The following is a 22,095-nucleotide window of genomic DNA, read 5'->3' on the forward strand; positions in this document are numbered from 1 at the left end:
CAGGGAAAAGAATTAATTTTCTTTTCTTTGTTCTGAAAAAATATTTCATCTTCATTTGCGATTCCTGACTCTCGCATTTATTAATTGAATTCAAGCGATAATAAAAAACAGATTACAAAAAAAGCAATACTTTATGTGAAACCTTATTTTTATGAAGGTGACAAAAAGTATTTTGCCTATAGAATAGAATAAAAACCCCCCGCTGGCGCGAGCGTCTCGCTCGTGATGCTTGTTATGGATTAATATGATTGAGGTTTGTGCTAGTATGTAAAAAAAATTAGGATAAAGTGCGATACAAATTTTATTCACGAGCGAGACCATCGCGCCAGCTGAATACATCTGGACATGCAGATCTTTTATTTACAGATAGTAAAGGTTTTGGCAATTGCTCATTTGGTTGTTTTTTTAATTTACCAATAAAAAGAATTGATATATGGATATTAGACTAGTAAAAACAGTTTTAGTGACGGGGGTTATTTTAACTATATTTTCCTGTTCAAGCATTAAAGGCAGCACCGACCTCGATACTTATTATGGAGACGCTTTTTTTTATCCTGCATATTCAAAAAATAAACCGAGTCCTAAAAACGGTTGGATAATAGAATATAAAGAAAAAGCCTTTTTTGATTGTTTATTTCAAGGCTATAAAAACGATTCCATCTTTCGATTAATACAAAAAGAAAATTTATTTATCAATGCAGATAATATTCCAATGTCATTGTGGCCTAAAATTAAATCAGATAGTAAAAAAATAATACAGAATTTACCAGCTGCTGAATATTATAATGATGAAACAGACAAACATAAAAAATACATTTTACAAACTTGCTTATGCTATTTCGGTAGTAGAGAATTAGATTCAATTGCTAAAAAAGCTTATCAGAAACATATAAAAATGGAAAATCAGATATTTAGAGATTAATATTGACAAATTATATTAATTTCAATAATTCGACGATTTCAAGATTGTACTTTATATTTCAATTGTCTGTAATACAAAATTAGTTATATCCGTAAAATAGATGAACTTTTAGTGGTGAAAGAAGCCGAAATAATGAAGGTGTAATTATACCTTTCAGACAATAGTAAAATCCGTTCCCATTGGCGAACGGATTTTTTTATTGTTATTTTTGTCATACCAAAATGGGATTGTGCCCGTTTTACAGTAAATCCGTTGTATGAAGCAGTTGTGTTTGTTATTCTTTTTTTTATCGCTTTCCACTCAAGCACAATTTCAGGTAAATGGCATTGTAAAAGAATTTACCACTAACAAACCACTTCCATTTGCTTCGATTACTACAAATAACGGATTCAATACCATCTCTGATGTCGATGGAAAATTTAGCATCGCTACTCTACTTCCTTTTACGGAATTTACTATTTCCTATATCGGCTTTGCCAAAACAAGCATAACAATAGAAGAAAATAAAAAGTACTACGTGGTTATGCTCTCGCAAAAGACAGCTGATTTGAATGAAGTCTTGGTTCCAATTGAAAATCCCGCTTTAGCCATTATCAGGAAAGCTATTAAAAATAAAAACGGTAATAATCCTTTAAAAAAACTGAGTAGTTTTCAATTCAAATCGTACAACAAGCTCATCGTCACCGCAAATCCTGATTCTATTGATGGCCGAATCGATTCTATTTTTATCCAGAAATCTATTGGAAAACACTTCTCTAAAATTGATTCCTCTGATTATAAATTCAAAGAGGTCATTAGCAAACAACATCTTTTTCAAACCGAGAAAGTGTCCCAACATCAATTTGCTAATACTACATTAAAAGAAACCATATTAGGCACCAAAATGGCTGGTTTTAAGCAACCTGTTTATGAAATTATTGCGTTTAACTTGCAGTCATTTTCTGTTTACGATTCCAGCTATGAACTTTTTGAAACCAAATACAACAGTCCAATCGCCGATGATGCGCTAAACGATTACAACTACAAATTCTTGGACTCACTCCTCATTGACGGCAGAAATACCTATATGATTTACTTTAAAAACAAGAAAAAAAGGAAGGCGTCAGGACTGGAAGGGGTACTCTATATTGATCAAAATAATTTTGCAATCGCCAAAGCAGTCATGCGTATAAGAGGAGTTTTAGACATCAGCGGAATACACGCTTTTAAGTATATCCCCGATGAAAATCTATGGTTCCCAACAGACAAAACATTCAAAATTGTAAAAGGGAAAAATGATGACGATATAAAAATCCTTGGCGGAACCATTCAATTTGATGGCGATGTAGCGGACGATTTTAAACAACGGAAAAAAGTCGCTTCTGATTTTACGTATTTACTATCGCACACCAATAATTTTGAAATTCAGTATAATATTCCACTTCAAATAAAAAAATCAGCTATTTATATCGAAATCAAAGACGATGCAATTAACAAACCAGAACAATTTTGGGACACCTACAGAACAGACCCTTTAGATTCCCGAGATCAAAAAACGTATTTGGCACTAGACAGTATTGCTACCAAAAAACGAATTGAAAGTCGGATCCGTTTCGGACGAAAAATCATTAACGGATATTTACCTCTTGGAAAAGTCGATTTAGACTTGCGAAAGTTGTTCAGTTACAATAATTACGAAGGATTTAGATTAGGAATCGGCGGTATGACCAATGAACAATTTTCGAAAAAATTCAGGATTGAAGGCTATACTGCTTATGGAACGAAGGACGGTATTTTCAAATATAATTTGGGAATGGCCACTCGAGTAGGAAAGTTTTCTAATTCTTGGATTGGGATTTCCTATACTGATGATGTCCGAGAAATTGCAAGTACCGTTTTTACAATTGACAAGAAATCATTCAAAATTTACAATCCAATTCCCATAAACATTAGTACCTTTTACAATCATGTGAGCTGGAAATCGTATATAGAAACCAAAATAATTCCCAAAACAGAAAGCTACTGGGAACTTTCTCGTGCTGCTATTGAACCAAAATTTAATTACAGCTACAACCACAACGGGAGATCATTTACCCGTTATGTGATGACAACAGCCGTAGTTTCCTTGCGTTGGAATCCGTTCAGCGACTACATGCAAACCCCAGCTGGCCGAATCGAAGTAGAAAAACGATTTCCGAAATTTACGTTCCAATTCACAAAATCATTACCAAAAGTCCTGCAAAATGATTTTGAATTCAGCAAACTAGATTTCAAAACTGAGTATGAAAAAAAATATTTAAACGGTCAAAAAACAAGCTTACTTTTTGAAGCTGGGTATGCACTTGGCGATATTCCACTGACCCACTTATACAATACGTCTCCCAATAATATCACCAAGGAAACCATCATGCAGCGCATTACTTTTGGGGGGAAAAATAGTTTTGAAACGATGTTTTTTAATGAATTCTTCTCCAGTCAATACGCTTTTTTCCAATTTAAACATGGGTTTAGTCGTGTTACTATATTCAAAAAAATCAAACCGTCCTTAGTTCTTGTTTCTAGAATGGCTTGGGGAAATTTACGAAAACCAGAACAACATATTGGATTGGATTACAAAACATTGGACAAAGGTTATTTCGAATCTGGAATAGAGCTTAACCAACTTTACAAAGGCTTAGGATTAGGCGGATTTTACCGTTACGGACCCAATCAGTTGAGTAAATTTCAAGACAACATAGCGGTAAAAATAAGTTTCGTCCTTAATCTGGGACTTTAGTGATTAGAAACAAATTTCAATCCAATAATGGAACTGATTAACGTAGTAATAAAAAACAGTCGCCAGAAATCAGCCGGTTCTTTAAACACAAAAATTCCAACTAATACCGTTCCTACGGCTCCAATACCCGTCCATACTGCGTAAGCTGTCCCTATGGGCAACGTTTGAGTGGCTTTATAAAGCAACAGCATACTGATCGTCAAACATGCTAAAAATCCTGCTAACCACAAAGTTGCAGTCACGCCGCTACTCTCTTTGGCTTTGCCTAAACACGTGGCAAAACCCACTTCAAAAAGGCCGCCAATAATCAATAAAATCCAATTCATATTACTGTTTTAATATTAATACCGAAGGAACACCGCTCAACCAAATAGTTCTTGAATCTACTAAGGCTTTCCAACTTTCGAGACTGATTAGCATTAAATCTTGTTGGGCTAAAAATTCTTTTTTAATTATTTTATCGGTAATTAAGCTGAGGTTGTTTGGGTATTTTTGTTCCAAAGAATCGATCGCACTTTTCATTACAAAATTAGTATCGATATGCCCATTTACATCCAAAATAACGATTTTAGAATTATTATTGAAGACTAATTTTTGGATATAATCGATTACAAAAGAGTCTTCGGTGCTAAAAATTGGAATAAAAACATGGTTGACTTGCTGCAAATCTTTATCGATCAAAATCCCAATTGGCATTTTGGTTTTAGAAATAATTTGCCTCGTTCTTTCATCAAAAGGAGAGTTTTCAAACAAGCCTTCTTTTCCGGTAAACTTATCTATTAAACGATCTGGATTGATAATTCGAGTTGTAAAACCAATTACTTTCCCTAGTATGGTGCCTTCAAATATTGATTTTCCTAGACCCACCAACAACAAATCGTAATCCCCTTGATTGGCAACATCCGCAATTTCGGTTTCAATATCCATCGTTGCTTTAAAAATGGTTGTAATATCTTGTTTCAACAGTTGCGATTCTTCCACAATGGGATAAAAACTATTTTTCTCTTTATCTTCCATATTAAAAGTATGCACCTCATCACTCAAGGACAAGTGCATGACCGTAATACTGGAGGTATGTTTTTGTTTTTTAATCAAACTATTGGCCAATCGCAGCAAGGATTTCCCTTTTTCGTTATTCCCAAACGAAATTAAAATACGGTATTTATTCGCATTTGATGGTTCCAGAATTTCAACACCATCTTTTGTTTTGAAAATGTAATTAATAAAATCCAATGCTGGACCCGTCATGAACGTGGTCACTAAGGCCATAATGACCATCATTGTAAATACTTCGGGAGTCAAAACTTTAAGCTCTAAACCAATATTTAATACAATCAATTCCATTAAGCCTCTGGTATTCATCAAGGCGCCAATGGTTAAACTATCACGCCACGTTTGCCCCACAAATCGCGCCGCTAGAGCACTTCCTAAAAATTTCCCCACTACGGCTACCAAAATAATAAAACCAGTAACTTTCCATAAATACGGATCGTTAATAAGTCCAATTTCTGTTTTTAAACCCGTAAATACAAAAAATAAAGGGAGTAAAAGTATCAATGCCACATCTTCTACTTTTTCTATGAATATCGTTCTGAATTTTGGAACATCAGGCATAATTGCACCTGCCATAAATGCACCAAACAAGGCGTGAATTCCAATCACCTCCGTAGCGTAGGACGAAAGGATTAGGACCAAAAAGAAGATGGCAACAACCGGTTTTACAATGCTATCTTTAGATCCATATAAATCTCCAATTCTTTTTAAGAATGGTTTTACGATATAAATCATGGCTGCGACATACAGTACCGCTAACATGATGATGTACAGTGAACTTACGAAAGTCCCCGCTTTTACAATGGCAATGACCACTGCCAGAATGCACCAGGCCGTAATGTCATCTGCAGCAGCACAAGTGATCACAATAGCACCTAATTTAGTTTTATGAATACCCCGCTCCTGGACAATTCTAGCCAAAACTGGAAAAGCAGTAATGCTTAAGGCAATTCCCATAAACAAGCTAAAAGACAAAAACTTAACTCCTTCTGGCGCAAACTGATTGTACACAAAGTAGGCCAAGCCAATCCCAAGGGCAAACGGAATCACAATACTCGCATGACTAATTACTACGGCTTCATTGGCTTTGTTTTTGAGTACTTTTAAATCGAGTTCCATTCCTATAACAAACATAAAAAGGATTAACCCTATCTGACTCAAAAATTTTAAATTTCCTAAGGATTCAGCAGGAAATAAAGCTCCCGAAAATTCTGGAAAATACAATCCAAGTAAGGAGGGTCCAAGTACAATTCCAGCAATAATTTCTCCAATAACTGAGGGTTGACCAATTTTCTTAAAAACCCACCCAAAGACGCGGGCAACCAGAATAATAGTTATAATTTGTGCCAAAAGAATTGCTAATGGATCTTGAAAATTGTGTTGCATTGACGATAAAAAATCACCCCAAGAACCTTTTCCACTTTCTGGCGTCACGATAACTTCGCTTGCCTCTAAATTTTTACCTTTGGTTATTATCCAATACATTAATGCAGTAAAACCGCCTGTTACAACAAAATAAAACACAGTATTTCTATAATTCTTCATATCCATTTTTATGTATTCGAACCCCTTTCTAATCTGACAAAGATGCGCAATCCAAATGTATAATTTATATCCCACAAAATTATTTAATTGCAAATAAAAAACTCCCTTGAATACCAGCATAACACAACAAAAACTTTACCTTAAAACCAATACTTTATATTGGTTTTAATTACCTTTACCGCCGATAAATAGGTGATATGATCAAGTGGTTTAGTTTGGGATTTTGGGAGTTAATAGCCCGCCTTGTCCTTAGAAATAGAATTTTAATGTTATCCATTATTGTTGCGATAACAGCTCTTTTAGCTTTGCAATGGAAAAATATTCAGTTTTCATTTACCGAAGCTAATTTACTACCAGATGACAACATTGTCAACATTGAGTACAATGCCTTTTTGAATAAATTTGGTGAAGAAGGCAACCTAATTGTTGTAGGGATAAAAGATGATGCTTTTTTTACGCCTAAGGCTTTTGCCGCTTGGAACAAATTAATGACGGAAATAAAGGCACAAAAGGAAGTAGATTTAGTAGTCTCAATCAACGATTTAAAGCAACTTAATAAAAATGATTCATTACAAACCTTTGAACTTGTCCCATTTGTAAATGCCAAGAAAACAAATAGCCAAAAATACCTAAATATCATCAAGAAAGACTTGTTTCAAAACATGCCCTTTTATGAAGGATTACTTTTTAATAAAAAAAGCGGAAGTATTCGCTCTGCTATTTACCTAGATAAAAAAATCGTCAATACGGCAAAACGTAAGGATTATATTGTAAATGATTTAATCCCAAAGATTAATGCATTCGAAAAAGAAACAGGAATCGACCTGCGAGTTTCCGGAATGCCATACATCCGGACACTTAATGCCATGAGTATTGTAAGCGAAATTAGTTTGTTTATTGGTGCCTCTCTGCTACTCACGTCATTAATATTTTTCTTCTTTTTCCGATCGTATAGAGCCACATTAATTGCGATTTTAATTGTTATTATTGGTGTCATGTGGACTTTCGGATTACTAGGATTATTTAATTACCAAATCACTGTACTCACCGCATTGGTACCAACCCTAGTAATTGTAATAGGAATTCCAAACTGTATTTTCTTGACCAATAAATACCAACAAGAATACAGTGCGCACAGAAACAAAGCCAGAGCCTTGCAACGCGTTATTACAAAAGTAGGAACAGCTACTTTAATGACAAATTTAACGACAGCTGCCGGTTTCGCTACGTTTATTATTACAAGCAGTCAGCTCTTAAAGGAATTTGGTATTATATCTTCTCTAAGTATTGTTTCGCTGTTCTTTTTATGTTTAATTGTCATACCGATCTATTACAGTTATCAACCCGTTCCAAAACAAAAGCATTTAGAACATTTAGACAGGAATTATACCCGAGTCTTTATCCGATGGATCGAAAAAACAGTCAAATACAACAGACGATATGTTTATTTAATTGCGTTGATCCTATTTTCAGTCAGTCTCCTAGGCGCTTTTAAGATTAAAACATCAGGAAGTTTGATTGAAGACATGCCAAAAAACACGGGATTTTATAAGGATATTGTATTTTTTGAAAAAGAATTTGAAGGAATTATGCCTCTTGAAATCACGGTTGACACCAAAAGAAAAAAAGGCGTTATGAAGTTGTCTACTTTAGGCAAAATGGATGAACTGCAAGAAACTATCGAAACCATTCCAGAACTGTCTAAACCTATTTCAATATTAAATTTAGTTAAATATTCTAAACAAGCCTACTACAACGGTAACCCTGAATATTATGATTTGCCTAGCTCGCAAGAGCAAAGTTTTATTTTGGGCTATGCTAAAAACGCCACTAAAAACACTAAGGATAACTTAATGAAGAGCTATGTAGATAGCACAGGGCAAGTTGCTAGAATTACCACATTTATGAGAGATATTGGTACGGGAAACATGGTTAAAATTGAAGACAAGCTTTGGACTAAAGCCAATGCCGTTTTCCCAAAAGACCGCTACAATGTGGTAATGACTGGAAAGGCACTAGTATTTGAAAAAGGAACGCAGTATTTATTAGACAACTTAGTTAGCTCCTTATTGTTTGCGGTATTCTTGATTTCGTTATTAATGGTTTTTATGTTTCGTTCTTTCAAAATGGTGGTAGTGTCTTTGATTCCAAATTTACTGCCGCTCGTGATCACCGCTGGATTAATGGGTTATTTCGGAATTCCGTTAAAACCGTCAACAATTTTAGTATTCAGTATTGCATTCGGATTATCTGTAGATGATACCATTCACTTTCTGGCACAATACCGTCAAGAGTTAAAACAGAACAAATGGAAAATTAAAAAATCGGTTTTTGCTACAATAAGAGAATCTGGTATCAGCATGTTTTATACATCGGTGGTGCTTTTTGTAGGTTTCTCTGTCTTCATGCTCTCTGATTTTGGCGGAACTGTTGCCCTTGGGGGATTAATTGCCATTACACTTGCTTTTGGAATGTTGTCTAATTTGATGTTATTGCCTAGTTTGGTGTTAACATTAAACAAATCGTTAACCAATAAACAAGAATTTATAGAACCAAAAATCGATATTTTGAACAACCCAAATGAAGAAATTGACGATTTAGAAAAAAATAAATAAATTTAAATTATGAAAAATCTATTAAAAAGTACTGGACTAATTGTTTTGTTCGTTGGATTGTTTATTTCTTGTGGTGACTTATCTCAAAAAGCAGAGGAAAAAATCAATGAGTTAAGTAGTAAAACCGATAAATTGGATTCGCTAGTAAACAAAGAGCTAAAGAAGGTAAATGCACTTGATTCTTTAATCTCTAAAGAAGGCGCTAAAGTGAAAAAATTGGATTCCTTAATTAATAAGTCAACCTCAAAAATTGACTCCATTGCAAATTCTAAAATAAATTTATTAAAGAACCTCAATAATAAGTAAAGGAATAAAATACAAAAGTTCTGCTTTGGGGTTTGGATGCGGTACAAGCAGATATTTTTAATTCTGTTTGTAGTCATCAGGGAAATAATCATTCCGCAATCCATAAAGTTTCCAGTGGCCCGGATGTGATTTTTACCTCTACCCGTTTTTCGTAGCGGTAATTTTTTTAAGATCTGGGCTTATTTAGACCTCTATCATACAGTACAATACTTCCTGCAACGGATACGTTTAAGCTTTTTTCGGATTTGAATTTGACCAAATAGTGACATTTCTCAATCGCTTTTTTGGTAAGACCATTATCCTCCGCTCCTAATAAATAAACACAACGTCTTGGATGGTTGAATGTCTCTAAATCTGATGCATTTTCATCCAGCTCTACCCCAACTAAACGAGCGCCTTTAGGTAAATTTTTATAGAAATCGTCAAACGATTCATAATGAAAATAAGGTATTGATTTTACCGCATTGTGCGTATCGCAGGCTTGCTTAGCATAGCGATTCCCAATCGTAAAAATATAACTGGCGCCTAAATTTTGCGCCGTTCGCCATAAAACCCCTAAGTTTTCCGGTGTTTTACCGTTTTGAATCCCAATGCCAAAATATTCTGTTACAAAATTGTCGTTCATGGTGCAAAAATACAAAGTGTTGAGTAGTTTGCCAAGTTTTTGATTATTTGAAAAAGCAGGTTGCTTTTTAACTAGGGAATCTAGAAATGTTTACGGATGTATTTTTGGTTGCAAATTTTTCAACTTTGAGGATGTTATTTTGTGATTATTCAAGATTTTTTGATCAAAAAAAACGTACTGTCAGTAAAATTGCGATCTCAAAATTTAAAAATTATTTCATACGATCGCTTTTTCTTTGAACGGCACCTCAACTATCTTTAACAGATGTTCAGCGCGTCTTACAAACTTTAAACATTTCTAGACAATCTGGCATTGGGAGCCATTCCAAAAAACCAAGGCGAAATCTTGAAAAAATAAATCAATGAAACGTTAGAAACTTATTATAAAATTTGGACAAGTCTATTCCTCAAAATAAAAGATGCGCAATCTGCGCAACTATAATTTATCAATAATATTGAGTTTGATTAATATTAGCGCAACTACTATCATGAACTTTTTACTTATTGCAATGCTGCTAATTTTATTTGTTGGATTTAACCTATATATTTTCAATAAAATTCCTTTAGATAGAAGTTTGCAAAATATAATTATTGTTTTATGCTTTTTTATTCCTAACTATTTCTTACTCGACCATACTAATAAACATGAGAATCTTTTAAAGAAATATGAGTCTAAAAGAAATATGAATTTAGGATTTGGCTATTTTATGCTTAGTTGTGCTGCAATTTTAGTACTTGTTTTTTCTACGATATTATTTCCAGATCTTTTTGGACTTAAAAACGTTAAATAACACCACAGCTGCTGCGAGCCTTTCGCTTATGTCCAATGGCTAATTTACATTGCATTTCTTTAGATAAATAAACAAAAACAACTCCGCGATCGCGAGCTTTCCGCTCGTGCCCACTATCTAATTCATGTCCCAAAAAAGTACTTTCCAATAATAATAATAATAATAATAGCTAAAGAAAAAAGAATTTCAAAAACCGAAATTTCACACTCCCTAGCCCCGATAGCAATGGAAATCCTTATTGTTTTTGCTTTCAAAAAACAATAAGATTGTAATGCATAGCGGGAAATAGCTCCAAAAAACAAAAGGACCTTTGGATTGCTTCATTTCTCGCAATGACAATTACAAACAAATCATTTATATTTGCAATTCGGTTACAAAACAATTTTTAATATCAACTATATTCATAAAATGAGACATACAAAAGTTAAAGACTTACTAAACAGTGCCACGACGCTTCATGAAGTAAATGCAAAAGGATGGGTGAGAACTTTTAGAAACAATCAATTTATTGCCTTAAACGATGGTTCGACCATTGATAATATACAATGTGTGGTGGATTTTGAGAACACGCCAGACGAAACTTTGAAGCGAATTACTACCGGAGCGGCGATATCAGTTACTGGAATATTGGTTGAAAGTAAAGGTGCGGGTCAAAAATTTGAGATTCAGGTGGCTAAACTGGAAATCCTTGGCGACTCCGATGCGGAGAAATTCCCAATACAACCAAAGAACAAACCGAGTCTTGATTTCTTGCGTGAAAATGCGCATTTAAGAGTGCGTACCAATATGTTTGGAGCGATTATGAGAGTGCGCTCAGTGTTGTCATACGCAGTGCATAGTTATTTTCAAGAAAAAGGTTTTGTGTATGTAAATACGCCAATCATCACGGGATCAGATGCGGAAGGTGCAGGTGAAATGTTTAAAGTTACCGCTTTGCCATTTGACGGAACACCAAGAACTGAAGACGGAAAAGTGAATTATAAAGAAGATTTCTTTGGGAAAGAAACGAACCTTACGGTTTCGGGACAACTGGAAGGAGAAACTTTTGCGATGGCTTTGGGACAGATTTATACTTTTGGACCAACCTTCAGAGCCGAAAACTCGAATACGTCGCGTCACCTTGCGGAATTTTGGATGATTGAGCCGGAAGTGGCGTTCAATGATTTGAATGACAATATGGACTTGGCAGAAGATTTTATTCAGTACGTAATTAAATACGCATTGGATAAATGTCCAGAGGATTTGAAGTTCCTAGAGACGCGTTTGTTAGACGAAGAAAAATCAAAACCGGTTGCTGAAAGAAGCGAAATGGCTTTGCTTGACAAATTAAATTTTGTTTTGGAAAACAATTTCAAACGTGTTTCATACACCGAAGCAATTGACATTTTAAGAGATTGTACACCAAATAAAAAGAAAAAATTCAACTATATCATTAACGAATGGGGCGCTGATTTACAATCGGAACACGAACGTTACTTGGTGGAAAAACACTTTAAATGTCCGGTAATCTTGTTTGATTACCCGGCAAATATTAAAGCATTTTACATGCGTTTGAACGAAGACGGAAAAACGGTTCGCGCCATGGACATCTTGTTCCCTGGAATTGGAGAAATTGTGGGAGGTTCTCAAAGAGAGGAACGTTTTGATGTTTTAGTTGAAAAAATGAAAGCCTTAGGAATTGACGAAGAAGAATTATGGTGGTATTTGGATACACGTAGATTCGGTTCAGCAGTACACTCTGGTTTTGGACTTGGATTCGAAAGATTGGTTTTATTCGTAACCGGAATGACAAACATTCGTGACGTAATTCCTTTCCCGAGAACGCCAATGAATGCGGAATTTTAAAAATTTGTTTCAGGTTTAAAGTTTAAAGTTGTTGAACGTTCTGCAACCTTAAACTTTAAACCTTAAACAAAAACAACAAAATATAAAATGCTAAAGCAATTCTTAAATTTAAAATTATCACAAAAATTATCTCCACAGCAAATACAGCTGATGAAGTTAATTCAGTTGCCTACGCAAGCTTTTGAGCAACGATTACTCGAAGAAATGAATGAAAATCCAGCGCTTGAAACTGGAAAAGAAGAGGATGAGTACGAGAAAGACGAGTTCGAAAACGAAGATTATGACGATTATGATGATGCCGAATCAGAGCGCATTGAAGCCGAAGACATCAACATTGATGAGTATTTAAGCAACGATGAAACGCCCGATTATAAAACACAGGCCAACAATTACAGCGATGATGACGATGATCGCGAAACGCCCTTTGCAGCGCCAGTAAGTTTTCATCAAGATTTAATCAATCAGTTGAACACCTTTATTCTGAATGATGAAGAGCGTGATATTGCTGAATTCCTCGTTGGTAGCATTGATGATATGGGTTACATCCGTCGTAGCGTGGCTGACATGGTCGATGACATGGCGTTTACCCAAGGCATTTACACCGATGAAAAGATGGTGCAAAAAATGCTACAAGTTATTCATGAACTGGAACCTTCAGGCGTAGGTGCGCAAGATTTACAGGAATGTTTGTTGTTGCAATTGAAGCACAAAACACCTACAGAATCTGTGGAACTAGCGACTGATATTATCGAAAATCAGTTTGATGCATTTACCAAAAAACATTACGATAAGTTACTTCAAAAATACAGTGTTTCAAATGAGCAACTTAAAAAAGCCATTCACGAAATAGAGAAATTAAATCCAAAACCAGGCGGTTCTTTCACAGGAAACAACAAGGTAACTGAAAATGTGGTGCCTGATTTTGCTATCCGAATTGTGGATGGCGAACTAGAGCTAACCTTAAACGGACGAAATGCTCCTTCCCTGCACGTTTCAAAAGATTATCAGGAAATGATGCAAACGTATAAGGATTCCCGTGATAAATCAGCACAGCAAAAAGATGCGGTTCAGTTTATCAAGCAAAAATTGGATTCGGCTAAATGGTTCATTGATGCGATTCGCCAGCGTCAAGAAACACTCTTTGTGACCATGAATGCGATTATGCATTATCAGGAAGAGTTTTTCCTAGATGGGGACGAAACCAAGTTGAAACCAATGATCTTGAAGGATATTGCCGATATGGTAGGACTGGATATTTCGACAATTTCTCGCGTGGCCAACAGTAAATATGTAGAAACGCCTTATGGCACAAAACTGATTAAGGAATTCTTCTCAGAATCCATGAAAAATGACCAAGGAGAAGATGTTTCTACACTAGAAATCAAGAAAATTCTACAGAACACGATTGAGGAAGAAGACAAGAAAAAACCACTTCCAGACGATCAATTAGCGGAAATTCTTAAAGAAAAAGGCTATCCTATCGCCAGAAGAACCATAGCAAAATACAGAGAACAACTTGATATTCCTGTAGCGAGAATGAGGAAGAAAATGTAAGATTGTTAATTTTAGATTGAGGATTATGAAATGTTCAAGCAATGAAATACTCCGAATCCAATGTCAAATTTGAACCTTATAAATAAAAATACACTGTTGTTGAGCACATTAAAAACGAAGTATTTTTTTAGTAACTTTGTGAAAAAGAAGTTTTATGATAACGGACATCAATCAATTAGATTTAAATAAAACCTATTCCTATGCGGATTACTTGACTTGGCAGTTTCAGGAAAAACTAGAATTGCTAAGAGGGAAGATCTTTAAGATGAGTCCCGCACCAAGTACTACACATCAAAGAATTTCCATGGAGTTGGCAGGTGTTTTATATAATTTTTTCAAACCACATCCTTGTAATCTTTTTGCAGCTCCTTTCGATGTTCGCTTATTAGCCAAAAAGAAATCGACATCAGACAAAGAAATTTATACTGTGATACAGCCTGATTTGTGTATTATTTGTGATGATTCTAAAATTGATGAGCGAGGCGCTATTGGCGCACCAGATTTGGTTATAGAAATCTTGTCCCCAGGGAATTCTAATAAAGAAATGAAGTATAAATTTGATTTATATGAAGAAGCAGGAGTTCTTGAATATTGGATTGTAAACCCAGCCGATAAAACGGTTTTTATATATGTTTTAAAAGACAACGAGTTCATAGGAATGCATCCGTTAATTGAGGAAGATAGTATTCAAAGTAAATTATTTCCAGAATTAGATTTTAAATTAGAATCTATCTTTAATTAAAAAGAAACCCTTTCAGAATTTTGAACTCTGAAAGGGTTTTATATTTCAATCCAGTTCCGGCTCCTTCTCCTTTGGAGAGGGTTGGGGAGAGGATTACTTCTCCTGATCTTTGCGCATCGCATGGTAATACGCGGCACGACTCAAAGGCTCATATTCTTCGGTTTCGCCCAACATAACCAGTTTATCATTATCGGTTTTACGGAAACTATAATTAGCGAGATTTCCTGTGCGGGTACAAACGGCGTGAACTTTGGTCACATATTCGGCAGTTGCCATTAATGCAGGCATTGGACCAAAAGGATTTCCCTTAAAATCCATATCCAAACCAGCAACAATGACACGAATCCCTTGGTTGGCAAGATCATTACAAATTCTCACAATTTCACCATCAAAAAATTGTGCTTCATCAATACCAACCACATCACAACCTTGTGCCAAAATGGCAATATTGGCAGCAGCAGGAACGGGTGTTGAACGGATTTCATTAGCATCGTGCGACACCACCATTTCCTCATCATAGCGCGTATCGATTACTGGTTTAAAGATTTCAACCTTCTGCTTAGCAAATTGTGCTCTTTTCAAACGACGGATCAATTCTTCGGTTTTACCCGAAAACATAGAGCCACAAATGACTTCGATCCAACCAAATTGCTCTTTATGATTTACTGTATTTTCGAGAAACATTTTGTATTTTTCTGACTTAAAAAATGAATAGTTTTTATTACTTTGTAATAGATAAACCGACTTAAAAATTTTATACTTTTACGTCGTTTCAAAAGTATAAAAATTATATCAAATCGGGGATTCGCCAGCACTTATTTCAAAAAATAAAATCTTGCACATAAAGATCCCTTTTCTGAGGACGATATAGAACAGCATACAAAAACGCATCAAAACAGACCTGCCTAACACCCTATAATTTCAACAGCATGAAAAAAAAATTGGAAGCCGATTTAATCAGCATTGCACACCGAATATTACAGCTAAAAAATAAATCCGACATCAATCAATTGTACTTAGAAACACAGAAACTATACGAAAAACTTTCTGTCTTACGATTTGTGGACGAACACTTTAGTGAAGCAAAACCAACTATTGGTATAACGGAAATTAGTAAAGCAATAGAATCTATTTATGATACAACTGAATCGGTTCAACCGGAAGCAGAAGTTGTAATTGAACAAACTGCTGTAGAAGAAGCTACTGAAACGACTTTGGAACAAAACGCCGCAACAACTCCTTCAGCGGAACAAGAACCAGTTGCAACGGAAGAAGAAAGCGCTGTTGAGGAGGAAGAAACGGTAACTGAGGAAATTGATGAGGAAGAAATAATCGCTGAGGAAACTGTTGCTGAAGAAGGAGATGAAATGCCTTTGGAACAAAGAGGAGAAGTAATTGACGAGACCGAGCAAGAAGAAGAAACTGTGGTAGAACCAGAAATAGTTGCGGCTACGGAAATGGAAATAGAAGAAGAAATAATGGAAACTGAAGCGCCTTTTGAACCTGCTTTTGAATTGTCACAGGAAAAAGAAGTACAGACCGAGTTGGAAATACCAAAGAAAACAGAAGCTGTACAAATCTCTTTTGAAGATCTTTTAGGCGGCAATTATCACGATACACTTTTTGTAAAAAAACAACAAGTAGATAATATTCCAACTGCAGTAGTCATTGAAGTTCCAAAAGACGATACATCCACTGAAGCACAAAAATCAGACCCTATACAATCACAAATAGTCGAAAAGACAGAACCGAAAATAGTTTCTTTGAATGATAAATTAGCCAAAGGAATCAACATCGATTTGAATGACCGTCTGGCGTTTATAAAACATCTTTTTGGAAACAGCAGTGAAGATTACAATCGGGTTCTAAGTCAATTGATTACGTTTGATACCTTCTATGAAACTAGGGATTTTGTTCAAGAAATGGTAAAACCAGATTATAATAACTGGCAAGGAAAACAAGAGTATGAAGAACGTTTCATGGATATTATTGAGAAAAAATTCTTGTAAACTTCCTTCTGTGTTGTTGATTACGCATTTCAACAGTTTCTGATTTTATTGGGAATTTGTACCTAATTATTTTATCTATGTCAAAATTATATATCGTTCCTACGCCTATTGGCAACCTCGAAGACATGACTTTCCGAGCGATTCGGATTCTTAAAGAAGTCGATTTGATTCTCGCCGAGGACACGCGTACGAGCGGAAAATTATTAAAGCATTTCGATATTGGCACGCACATGTACAGCCATCACATGCACAACGAACATAAAACAATCGAAAATCTAATTTCGAGGTTGAAAGCTGGAGAAAATATCGCCTTAATTTCAGATGCAGGAACTCCTGCAATTTCAGATCCCGGTTTTTTATTAACACGTGCTTGTGTTGAAAACGGAGTTGAAGTAGAATGTTTGCCCGGAGCCACGGCATTTGTACCTGCTTTAGTCAACAGTGGCCTGCCTAACGACAAATTTATTTTCGAAGGTTTTTTACCTGACAAAAAAGGAAAACAAACTCGTTATTTGGCTTTAGCCGAAGAAACCCGTACCATGATTTTATATGTATCTCCACATAAATTATTAAAAACATTGGCGGAATTCATCACTTATTTTGGAGAAGACAGACCGATTTGTGTGTGCAGAGAATTGTCAAAACTGCATGAAGAAAATGTTCGAGGAACAGTAAAAGAAGTATTAAACCATTTTGAAAAAATAGCTCCGAGAGGAGAAATTGTTGTAGTTGTGGGTGGAAAAACAATAATCAAAGAGCCGAAAAAAAGGAAATTTTCGGAGGAAGAAGAGTCATGAAAAAGCAAAAAGTTATTATAATAGGAGCTGGACTTTGCGGACTTTACACTGCTTTTTTACTTCAAAAAAAAGGAATTGAAGTTCTATTATTAGAGGCCAATACTAGAATTGGAGGTCGCATAAAAACCATCACCGGCACAACAGGTGTCACCATGGAAATGGGTGCTACTTGGTTTGGAAACCAACATAGCCACCTTTTGGAAGTACTCAGAGCGTTAGAAATCCCCTATTTTAAACAACACACACAAGGCATTTCGTTATTTGAAACCATGTCTTTTGTGCCACCACAAAAATTTGAAATTTCGGATTCTGAAGAACCTTCTTTTCGTATCGTAGGCGGAACAGCAACCTTAATTAAAAAATTAATTTCTGAAATTGGCATTAAAAACATTAAAACAAATACCAAAATCACATTAATAAAGGAGGAGAACCACCATTTAATCGTTACGGACTCGGTCGGAAACAGCTATTCCGCAGATAAAGTCATTAGTACGATTCCACCTAATTTATTAGTAAACTCAGTGGTATTCGAGCCTAATTTACCCGAAAATTTCACACAATTAGCCAAGAAGACGCATACTTGGATGGGCGAATCCATTAAATTCGCTGTAGAATACAAAACTCCCTTTTGGAAAGAGAAGAAGTACTCTGGAACCCTATTCAGCCAAGCCAGCATTATTCAGGAAATGTACGACCACAGTACGGCTGATAATTTCGGGTTTGCCTTAAAAGGGTTTTTAAACGGAGGAACCTCGGTATTATCTCTGGAACAACGAAAAGAAAAGGTTACAGCACAATTGACAGCATTATTCGGCTTAGAAGCTAAAGATTATATTGCCTACGTTGAAAACGTGTGGCGGGAAGAGCCACTAACATTTCAACCTTACGAGCAACTCGTATTGGCACACCAAAATAACGGACATTCCTTATATAAAAGACCATTTCAAAACGGAAAATTATATATTTCCGGGGCAGAAACCGCGACGCAAAATCCCGGCTATATGGACGGAGCGATTGCTGCTGCAAAAACGATTGCACTAGAATTTTAATACTATTATCACTATGACCATCACCACTTTTTTAGAAAAATTAAATCAAACGCCTAAAGCCATCACCTTTGCAGAAACCATTGCGGTAATTGAAGCGCACTATGACTTTGCCCCAACGGCATTTGAGAACGGTTTGCAACACAATGTTGCTGGCGAAAACTCAGGTTCTTGTAAGTTATTGGCTTTCGCCGAACTTCAAAATCTCTCTGAAACCGCTACATTAGCTTGTTTTGGGGCCTATTATTTTGAAGATGTTTTAGGAGATCCAGAAGGAACGGATCATCAAAACATTCGTAATTTTATGAAAACTGGCTGGGATGAAATTGCATTTTACGGAACTGCTTTAACTCTAAAATAAAAATTTTGTTACTTTAAAAGAACAATTAATTTAAAAATCGTTACCTATAGATAACAAAAAAATACAAAATCGTTATTTCTATATAACGTTTTTAAATATATTTGTTATCAAAAATCAACAAAATGGAAGATCTATTAGTAGAATTTCAACAAAAAATATCCAAAACATCATTAGATTTTCAACGGTATTTGATTAATGAAATTGACTGGAACAACCAGTTAATAGCTATAAAGGGAGCGAGAGGATCAGGCAAAACGACTATGTTGTTGCAATACGCTAAACAGCATCTGAATCTAAAAACGAGTTTGTTTGTAAGTTTAGATAATTTATTTTTTATAGAAAATACATTGATCGGTTTGGCTAAAGATTTTTCTAAAATTGGAGGAACCCATTTGTTGCTGGACGAAGTTCATAAATACGCGAATTGGTCGAGAGAATTAAAACTGATCTATGACGATGTTCCCGAATTGAAAGTGATTTTCACCTCATCATCGATGTTAGAAATATACAAATCAGAATCGGATTTAAGCAGACGTGCCGTGAGCTATTATTTAAAAGAAATGTCGTTTAGGGAATTTATTGTTTTTGAAACAGGACTCAATTTAAAATGGCACACTTTAGAAGATGTATTAGAAAATCATACTGAAATTGCTACTTTACTTTTGCAACAAATAAAACCGATTCCGTTATTTTTAAAATACCTCGAGTTTGGAGCATATCCTTACTACAAGGAAAATGTCAAATTGTACCATCAGAAATTAATAAATACCATCAATTTGATAATTGAAATCGATATAAATGCAGTGGACCATATTAGTTACGATTTGATTACCAAACTTAAAAAACTATTATTTGCCATTGCTACAAGTGCTCCTTTTACTCCAAATATCACTAAATTGAGCGAAAGAATTGGAGCTTCAAGAGCGGTATTAATTCAAGCCATAAAACAATTAGAAAGAGCGGGATTAGTAAACGAATTATATCGCCCCACCAAAGGAATTGGCGTATTAACAAAACCCGAAAAACTATTTCTGAACAACACCAATCTAATGTACGTTTTGGCAAAGGCAAATACTAATGTGGGTAATTTAAGAGAAACTTTTTTTGTAAATCAATTCAAAAATTTAGCTGTAATTCATCTGGCAGATCAAGGCGCTTTTTTGATTGATGAAAAATATACATTTGAAATTGGAGGAAAAAACAAAACCCAAGTACAAATTCATAACGTCAAAAATAGTTATATTGCTAAAGACAATATTGAAATGGGAATTGGTAACATCATTCCAGTTTGGTTGTTTGGCTTTTTATATTAATTGAACAAAATCAGCTTTAAAAACTTTTGTTTTTAGAGTTTAAAAACAAGAAGCATATAATTGAAGCCCTTTGCAGGTCAGTAAAAAACTCTTAATAATAATACTAAATCCTTAATCAACATGCGTTGGAACCTCAAACCAAAACCTTCCGAAGATAAAGTGAAACATTTAGCAAAAGCTTTGAATGTGGAAGATTTTGTAGCCACTTTGTTAGTCCAACGCGGCATTGAAACTTTCGACGAAGCGAAGGCATTTTTTCGCCCGTCGCTAGACCATTTACACGATCCATATCTGATGAAAGACATGGATAAAGCAGTTGAACGAATCGAAAAAGCGATTAAAAACGAGGAAAATATTCTTGTGTTTGGCGATTATGATGTGGATGGAACAACAGCTGTTTCCCTTGTTTCTTCTTATTTAAAAACCTATTATCCACATGTGGCAACATATATACCAGATCGTTATGGTGAAGGTTATGGTATTTCATTCAAAGGAATTGACTTTGCTGACGACAATGGATTTTCACTCATTATCGCATTGGACTGTGGTATAAAATCTATCGATCATGTGGCCTACGCCAAAGCACGAAATATTGATTTCATTATTTGTGACCACCATAGACCAGGCCAATTTTTACCGGAAGCCATCGCTATTCTTGACCCAAAAAGAGACGATTGTAACTATCCTTATGATGAATTGTGTGGTTGTGGAATAGGTTTCAAATTAATTCAGGCTTTAGGCATCAACCGCAATCAAACAATTGAAGATTTGATTCCGTACCTGGATTTGGTATCAGCTGCCATTGCCGCTGATATCGTGCCAATGACTGGAGAAAATCGAGTACTAGCGTATTTTGGACTGCAAGTCATCAATACGGATCCAAGACCTGGAATCAAAGCCATCATCCACCAAATAAAAAAACAAACCTTAGATATTACCGATGTTGTTTTCATCATTGCTCCCAGAATTAACGCTGCTGGACGCATCAAACATGGCAATCATGCAGTGGAATTATTAACCGAATTTAATTTTGAACAAGCCCAACAATTTGCGTCTGAAATTGAAGCTTATAATTCCGAGCGAAAGGATTTAGATAAATTAATCACCAAAGAAGCGTTACAACAAATAGCGGAAAACAATGAAAAAGAGCGATTTACATCCGTAGTATTCCAAGAAGATTGGCACAAAGGAGTGATTGGAATAGTCGCTTCCCGCTTGATCGAAACCTATTATCGACCAACGCTTGTGTTTACTAAAAGCGGTGATAAATATGCTGCATCGGCACGCTCTGTAAAAGGATTTGATGTGTACAATGCACTCGAAGCGTGTACGGAACATCTGGAACAATTTGGTGGTCACATGTACGCTGCGGGGATGACTTTAGCGGCGGAAAAATATCAAATTTTCAAAGATGCTTTCGAAAGTGAGGTCAAAAAAACCATTCATCCCGATCTGTTAACGCCGGAAATCGCAGTTGATGCTGAGATTGATTTTGCTGCTATTACTCCCAAATTAATTCGAATTCTAAAACAATTTGAACCTTTTGGCCCGCAAAATATGACCCCCATTTTCCTCACTAAAAACATCAAAGACACGGGTTACGGAAAACCAATGGGACAGGAAGAAGAACATTTAAAGCTTTTTGTCAAACAAAACAACTCTGAGGGCATTACAGCTATAGGCTTTAATTTAGGAAGCAAAATAGAACTGACAGCGCACCAAAAACCCTTTCAAGCGGTGTATTGCATTGATGAAAATGAATGGAAAGGCAAAGTAAGTTTGCAGCTGCGATTGCGAGATATTGAACACTGATTTGG

General features: G+C 35.4%; 17 protein-coding genes. 13 read left to right on the top strand and 4 right to left on the bottom strand.

The genetic code is table 11. From position 1 onward, the window contains the following. Positions 1 to 433: 433 nt before the first annotated feature. Both IWX83_RS03070 and IWX83_RS03075 read left to right on the top strand, forming a co-directional pair. A complete protein-coding gene (locus IWX83_RS03070; protein WP_196827554.1) occupies positions 434 to 922 on the top strand; it encodes a hypothetical protein in 489 nt (162 codons plus the stop codon). A 256-nt stretch (positions 923 to 1,178) separates the two neighbouring features. Next, a complete protein-coding gene (locus tag IWX83_RS03075) occupies positions 1,179 to 3,677 on the top strand; it encodes a DUF5686 family protein (protein WP_196827556.1) in 2,499 nt (832 codons plus the stop codon). Here the strand turns inward: IWX83_RS03075 and IWX83_RS03080 are convergent. Together IWX83_RS03080 and IWX83_RS03085 are read right to left on the bottom strand one after the other, a co-directional pair. Continuing rightward, complete coding sequence (locus tag IWX83_RS03080; protein ID WP_196827558.1) at positions 3,674 to 4,003, bottom strand: multidrug efflux SMR transporter; 330 nt, start codon at positions 4,001 to 4,003, stop codon at positions 3,674 to 3,676. The genes IWX83_RS03075 and IWX83_RS03080 overlap by 4 nt on opposite strands. 1 nt (position 4,004) lies before the next feature. After that, positions 4,005 to 6,275, bottom strand: a complete 2,271-nt coding sequence (locus IWX83_RS03085; RefSeq protein WP_196827560.1) for a cation:proton antiporter — start codon at positions 6,273 to 6,275, stop codon at positions 4,005 to 4,007. Positions 6,276 to 6,472: 197 nt separating this feature from the next. On the opposite strand from IWX83_RS03085, the gene IWX83_RS03090 reads away from it, so the two are divergent. Both IWX83_RS03090 and IWX83_RS03095 read left to right on the top strand, forming a co-directional pair. Next, entirely contained in the window at positions 6,473 to 8,890 is a 2,418-nt protein-coding gene (locus tag IWX83_RS03090; RefSeq protein WP_196827562.1) for an RND family transporter, read from the top strand. Between the two features lie 9 nt (positions 8,891 to 8,899). Continuing rightward, positions 8,900 to 9,196 (top strand): hypothetical protein, encoded by a 297-nt coding sequence (locus tag IWX83_RS03095; RefSeq protein WP_196827564.1) that lies wholly within the window; start codon positions 8,900 to 8,902, stop codon positions 9,194 to 9,196. Positions 9,197 to 9,362: 166 nt separating this feature from the next. On the opposite strand, the gene IWX83_RS03100 is transcribed toward IWX83_RS03095, so the two are convergent. Next, complete coding sequence (locus IWX83_RS03100; protein ID WP_073352611.1) at positions 9,363 to 9,821, bottom strand: RNA methyltransferase; 459 nt, start codon at positions 9,819 to 9,821, stop codon at positions 9,363 to 9,365. Positions 9,822 to 11,019: 1,198 nt separating this feature from the next. Here IWX83_RS03100 and asnS point away from each other — a divergent pair. The 3 genes from asnS (at position 11,020) to IWX83_RS03115 (ending at position 14,752) form a co-directional block, all read left to right on the top strand. After that, positions 11,020 to 12,456 carry an asparagine--tRNA ligase gene (gene asnS, locus IWX83_RS03105; protein ID WP_196827566.1) on the top strand — a complete coding sequence of 479 codons (1,437 nt, stop codon included), beginning with the start codon at positions 11,020 to 11,022 and terminating at the stop codon, positions 12,454 to 12,456. Positions 12,457 to 12,543: 87 nt separating this feature from the next. After that, entirely contained in the window at positions 12,544 to 14,010 is a 1,467-nt protein-coding gene (rpoN, locus tag IWX83_RS03110) for an RNA polymerase factor sigma-54 (protein ID WP_196827568.1), read from the top strand. A 154-nt stretch (positions 14,011 to 14,164) separates the two neighbouring features. Next, on the top strand, positions 14,165 to 14,752 hold the full coding sequence (locus IWX83_RS03115) for a Uma2 family endonuclease (protein ID WP_196827570.1): 588 nt from the start codon (positions 14,165 to 14,167) through the stop codon (positions 14,750 to 14,752). 93 nt (positions 14,753 to 14,845) lie between these two features. Here IWX83_RS03115 and IWX83_RS03120 read toward each other — a convergent pair whose 3' ends face one another. Further along, positions 14,846 to 15,436 carry a thymidine kinase gene (locus IWX83_RS03120; RefSeq protein ID WP_196827572.1) on the bottom strand — a complete coding sequence of 197 codons (591 nt, stop codon included), beginning with the start codon at positions 15,434 to 15,436 and terminating at the stop codon, positions 14,846 to 14,848. Positions 15,437 to 15,681: 245 nt separating this feature from the next. Between IWX83_RS03120 and IWX83_RS03125 the strand changes: the two genes are divergently transcribed. From IWX83_RS03125 to recJ, 6 genes are all read left to right on the top strand, one after another. Next, the gene (locus IWX83_RS03125) at positions 15,682 to 16,761 is read left to right on the top strand and encodes a hypothetical protein (RefSeq protein WP_196827574.1); all 1,080 of its coding nucleotides are present in this window, start codon (positions 15,682 to 15,684) and stop codon (positions 16,759 to 16,761) included. Positions 16,762 to 16,838: 77 nt separating this feature from the next. Then, positions 16,839 to 17,558, top strand: a complete 720-nt coding sequence (rsmI, locus tag IWX83_RS03130; protein WP_073352625.1) for a 16S rRNA (cytidine(1402)-2'-O)-methyltransferase — start codon at positions 16,839 to 16,841, stop codon at positions 17,556 to 17,558. Then, positions 17,555 to 18,607, top strand: coding sequence for an NAD(P)/FAD-dependent oxidoreductase (locus IWX83_RS03135; RefSeq protein WP_196827576.1), 1,053 nt, complete (start codon positions 17,555 to 17,557; stop codon positions 18,605 to 18,607). Before rsmI ends, IWX83_RS03135 begins: the two co-directional genes overlap by 4 nt. A gap of 13 nt (positions 18,608 to 18,620) precedes the next feature. Beyond that, entirely contained in the window at positions 18,621 to 18,965 is a 345-nt protein-coding gene (locus IWX83_RS03140; RefSeq protein ID WP_196827578.1) for a HopJ type III effector protein, read from the top strand. A gap of 122 nt (positions 18,966 to 19,087) precedes the next feature. Further along, complete coding sequence (locus tag IWX83_RS03145; RefSeq protein WP_196827580.1) at positions 19,088 to 20,278, top strand: ATP-binding protein; 1,191 nt, start codon at positions 19,088 to 19,090, stop codon at positions 20,276 to 20,278. A gap of 120 nt (positions 20,279 to 20,398) precedes the next feature. Beyond that, positions 20,399 to 22,090, top strand: coding sequence for a single-stranded-DNA-specific exonuclease RecJ (gene recJ, locus IWX83_RS03150; protein WP_196827582.1), 1,692 nt, complete (start codon positions 20,399 to 20,401; stop codon positions 22,088 to 22,090). Positions 22,091 to 22,095: the final 5 nt, after the last annotated feature.

It is taken from the genome of Flavobacterium sp. CG_9.1 (assembly GCF_015751645.1).
Lineage (GTDB): Bacteria > Bacteroidota > Bacteroidia > Flavobacteriales > Flavobacteriaceae > Flavobacterium > Flavobacterium xanthum.

Coding starts and splice junctions, on each gene's coding strand:
- IWX83_RS03145 (WP_196827580.1), top strand. CDS start 19,088: ATGGAAGATCTATTAGTAGAATTTCAACAAAAAATATCCAAAACATCA.
- IWX83_RS03075 (WP_196827556.1), top strand. CDS start 1,179: ATGAAGCAGTTGTGTTTGTTATTCTTTTTTTTATCGCTTTCCACTCAA.
- IWX83_RS03095 (WP_196827564.1), top strand. CDS start 8,900: ATGAAAAATCTATTAAAAAGTACTGGACTAATTGTTTTGTTCGTTGGA.
- asnS (WP_196827566.1), top strand. CDS start 11,020: ATGAGACATACAAAAGTTAAAGACTTACTAAACAGTGCCACGACGCTT.
- IWX83_RS03085 (WP_196827560.1), bottom strand. CDS start 6,275: ATGAAGAATTATAGAAATACTGTGTTTTATTTTGTTGTAACAGGCGGT.
- IWX83_RS03120 (WP_196827572.1), bottom strand. CDS start 15,436: ATGTTTCTCGAAAATACAGTAAATCATAAAGAGCAATTTGGTTGGATC.
- rsmI (WP_073352625.1), top strand. CDS start 16,839: ATGTCAAAATTATATATCGTTCCTACGCCTATTGGCAACCTCGAAGAC.
- IWX83_RS03125 (WP_196827574.1), top strand. CDS start 15,682: ATGAAAAAAAAATTGGAAGCCGATTTAATCAGCATTGCACACCGAATA.
- IWX83_RS03135 (WP_196827576.1), top strand. CDS start 17,555: ATGAAAAAGCAAAAAGTTATTATAATAGGAGCTGGACTTTGCGGACTT.
- IWX83_RS03100 (WP_073352611.1), bottom strand. CDS start 9,821: ATGAACGACAATTTTGTAACAGAATATTTTGGCATTGGGATTCAAAAC.
- IWX83_RS03090 (WP_196827562.1), top strand. CDS start 6,473: ATGATCAAGTGGTTTAGTTTGGGATTTTGGGAGTTAATAGCCCGCCTT.
- IWX83_RS03070 (WP_196827554.1), top strand. CDS start 434: ATGGATATTAGACTAGTAAAAACAGTTTTAGTGACGGGGGTTATTTTA.
- IWX83_RS03080 (WP_196827558.1), bottom strand. CDS start 4,003: ATGAATTGGATTTTATTGATTATTGGCGGCCTTTTTGAAGTGGGTTTT.
- IWX83_RS03140 (WP_196827578.1), top strand. CDS start 18,621: ATGACCATCACCACTTTTTTAGAAAAATTAAATCAAACGCCTAAAGCC.
- recJ (WP_196827582.1), top strand. CDS start 20,399: ATGCGTTGGAACCTCAAACCAAAACCTTCCGAAGATAAAGTGAAACAT.
- IWX83_RS03115 (WP_196827570.1), top strand. CDS start 14,165: ATGATAACGGACATCAATCAATTAGATTTAAATAAAACCTATTCCTAT.
- rpoN (WP_196827568.1), top strand. CDS start 12,544: ATGCTAAAGCAATTCTTAAATTTAAAATTATCACAAAAATTATCTCCA.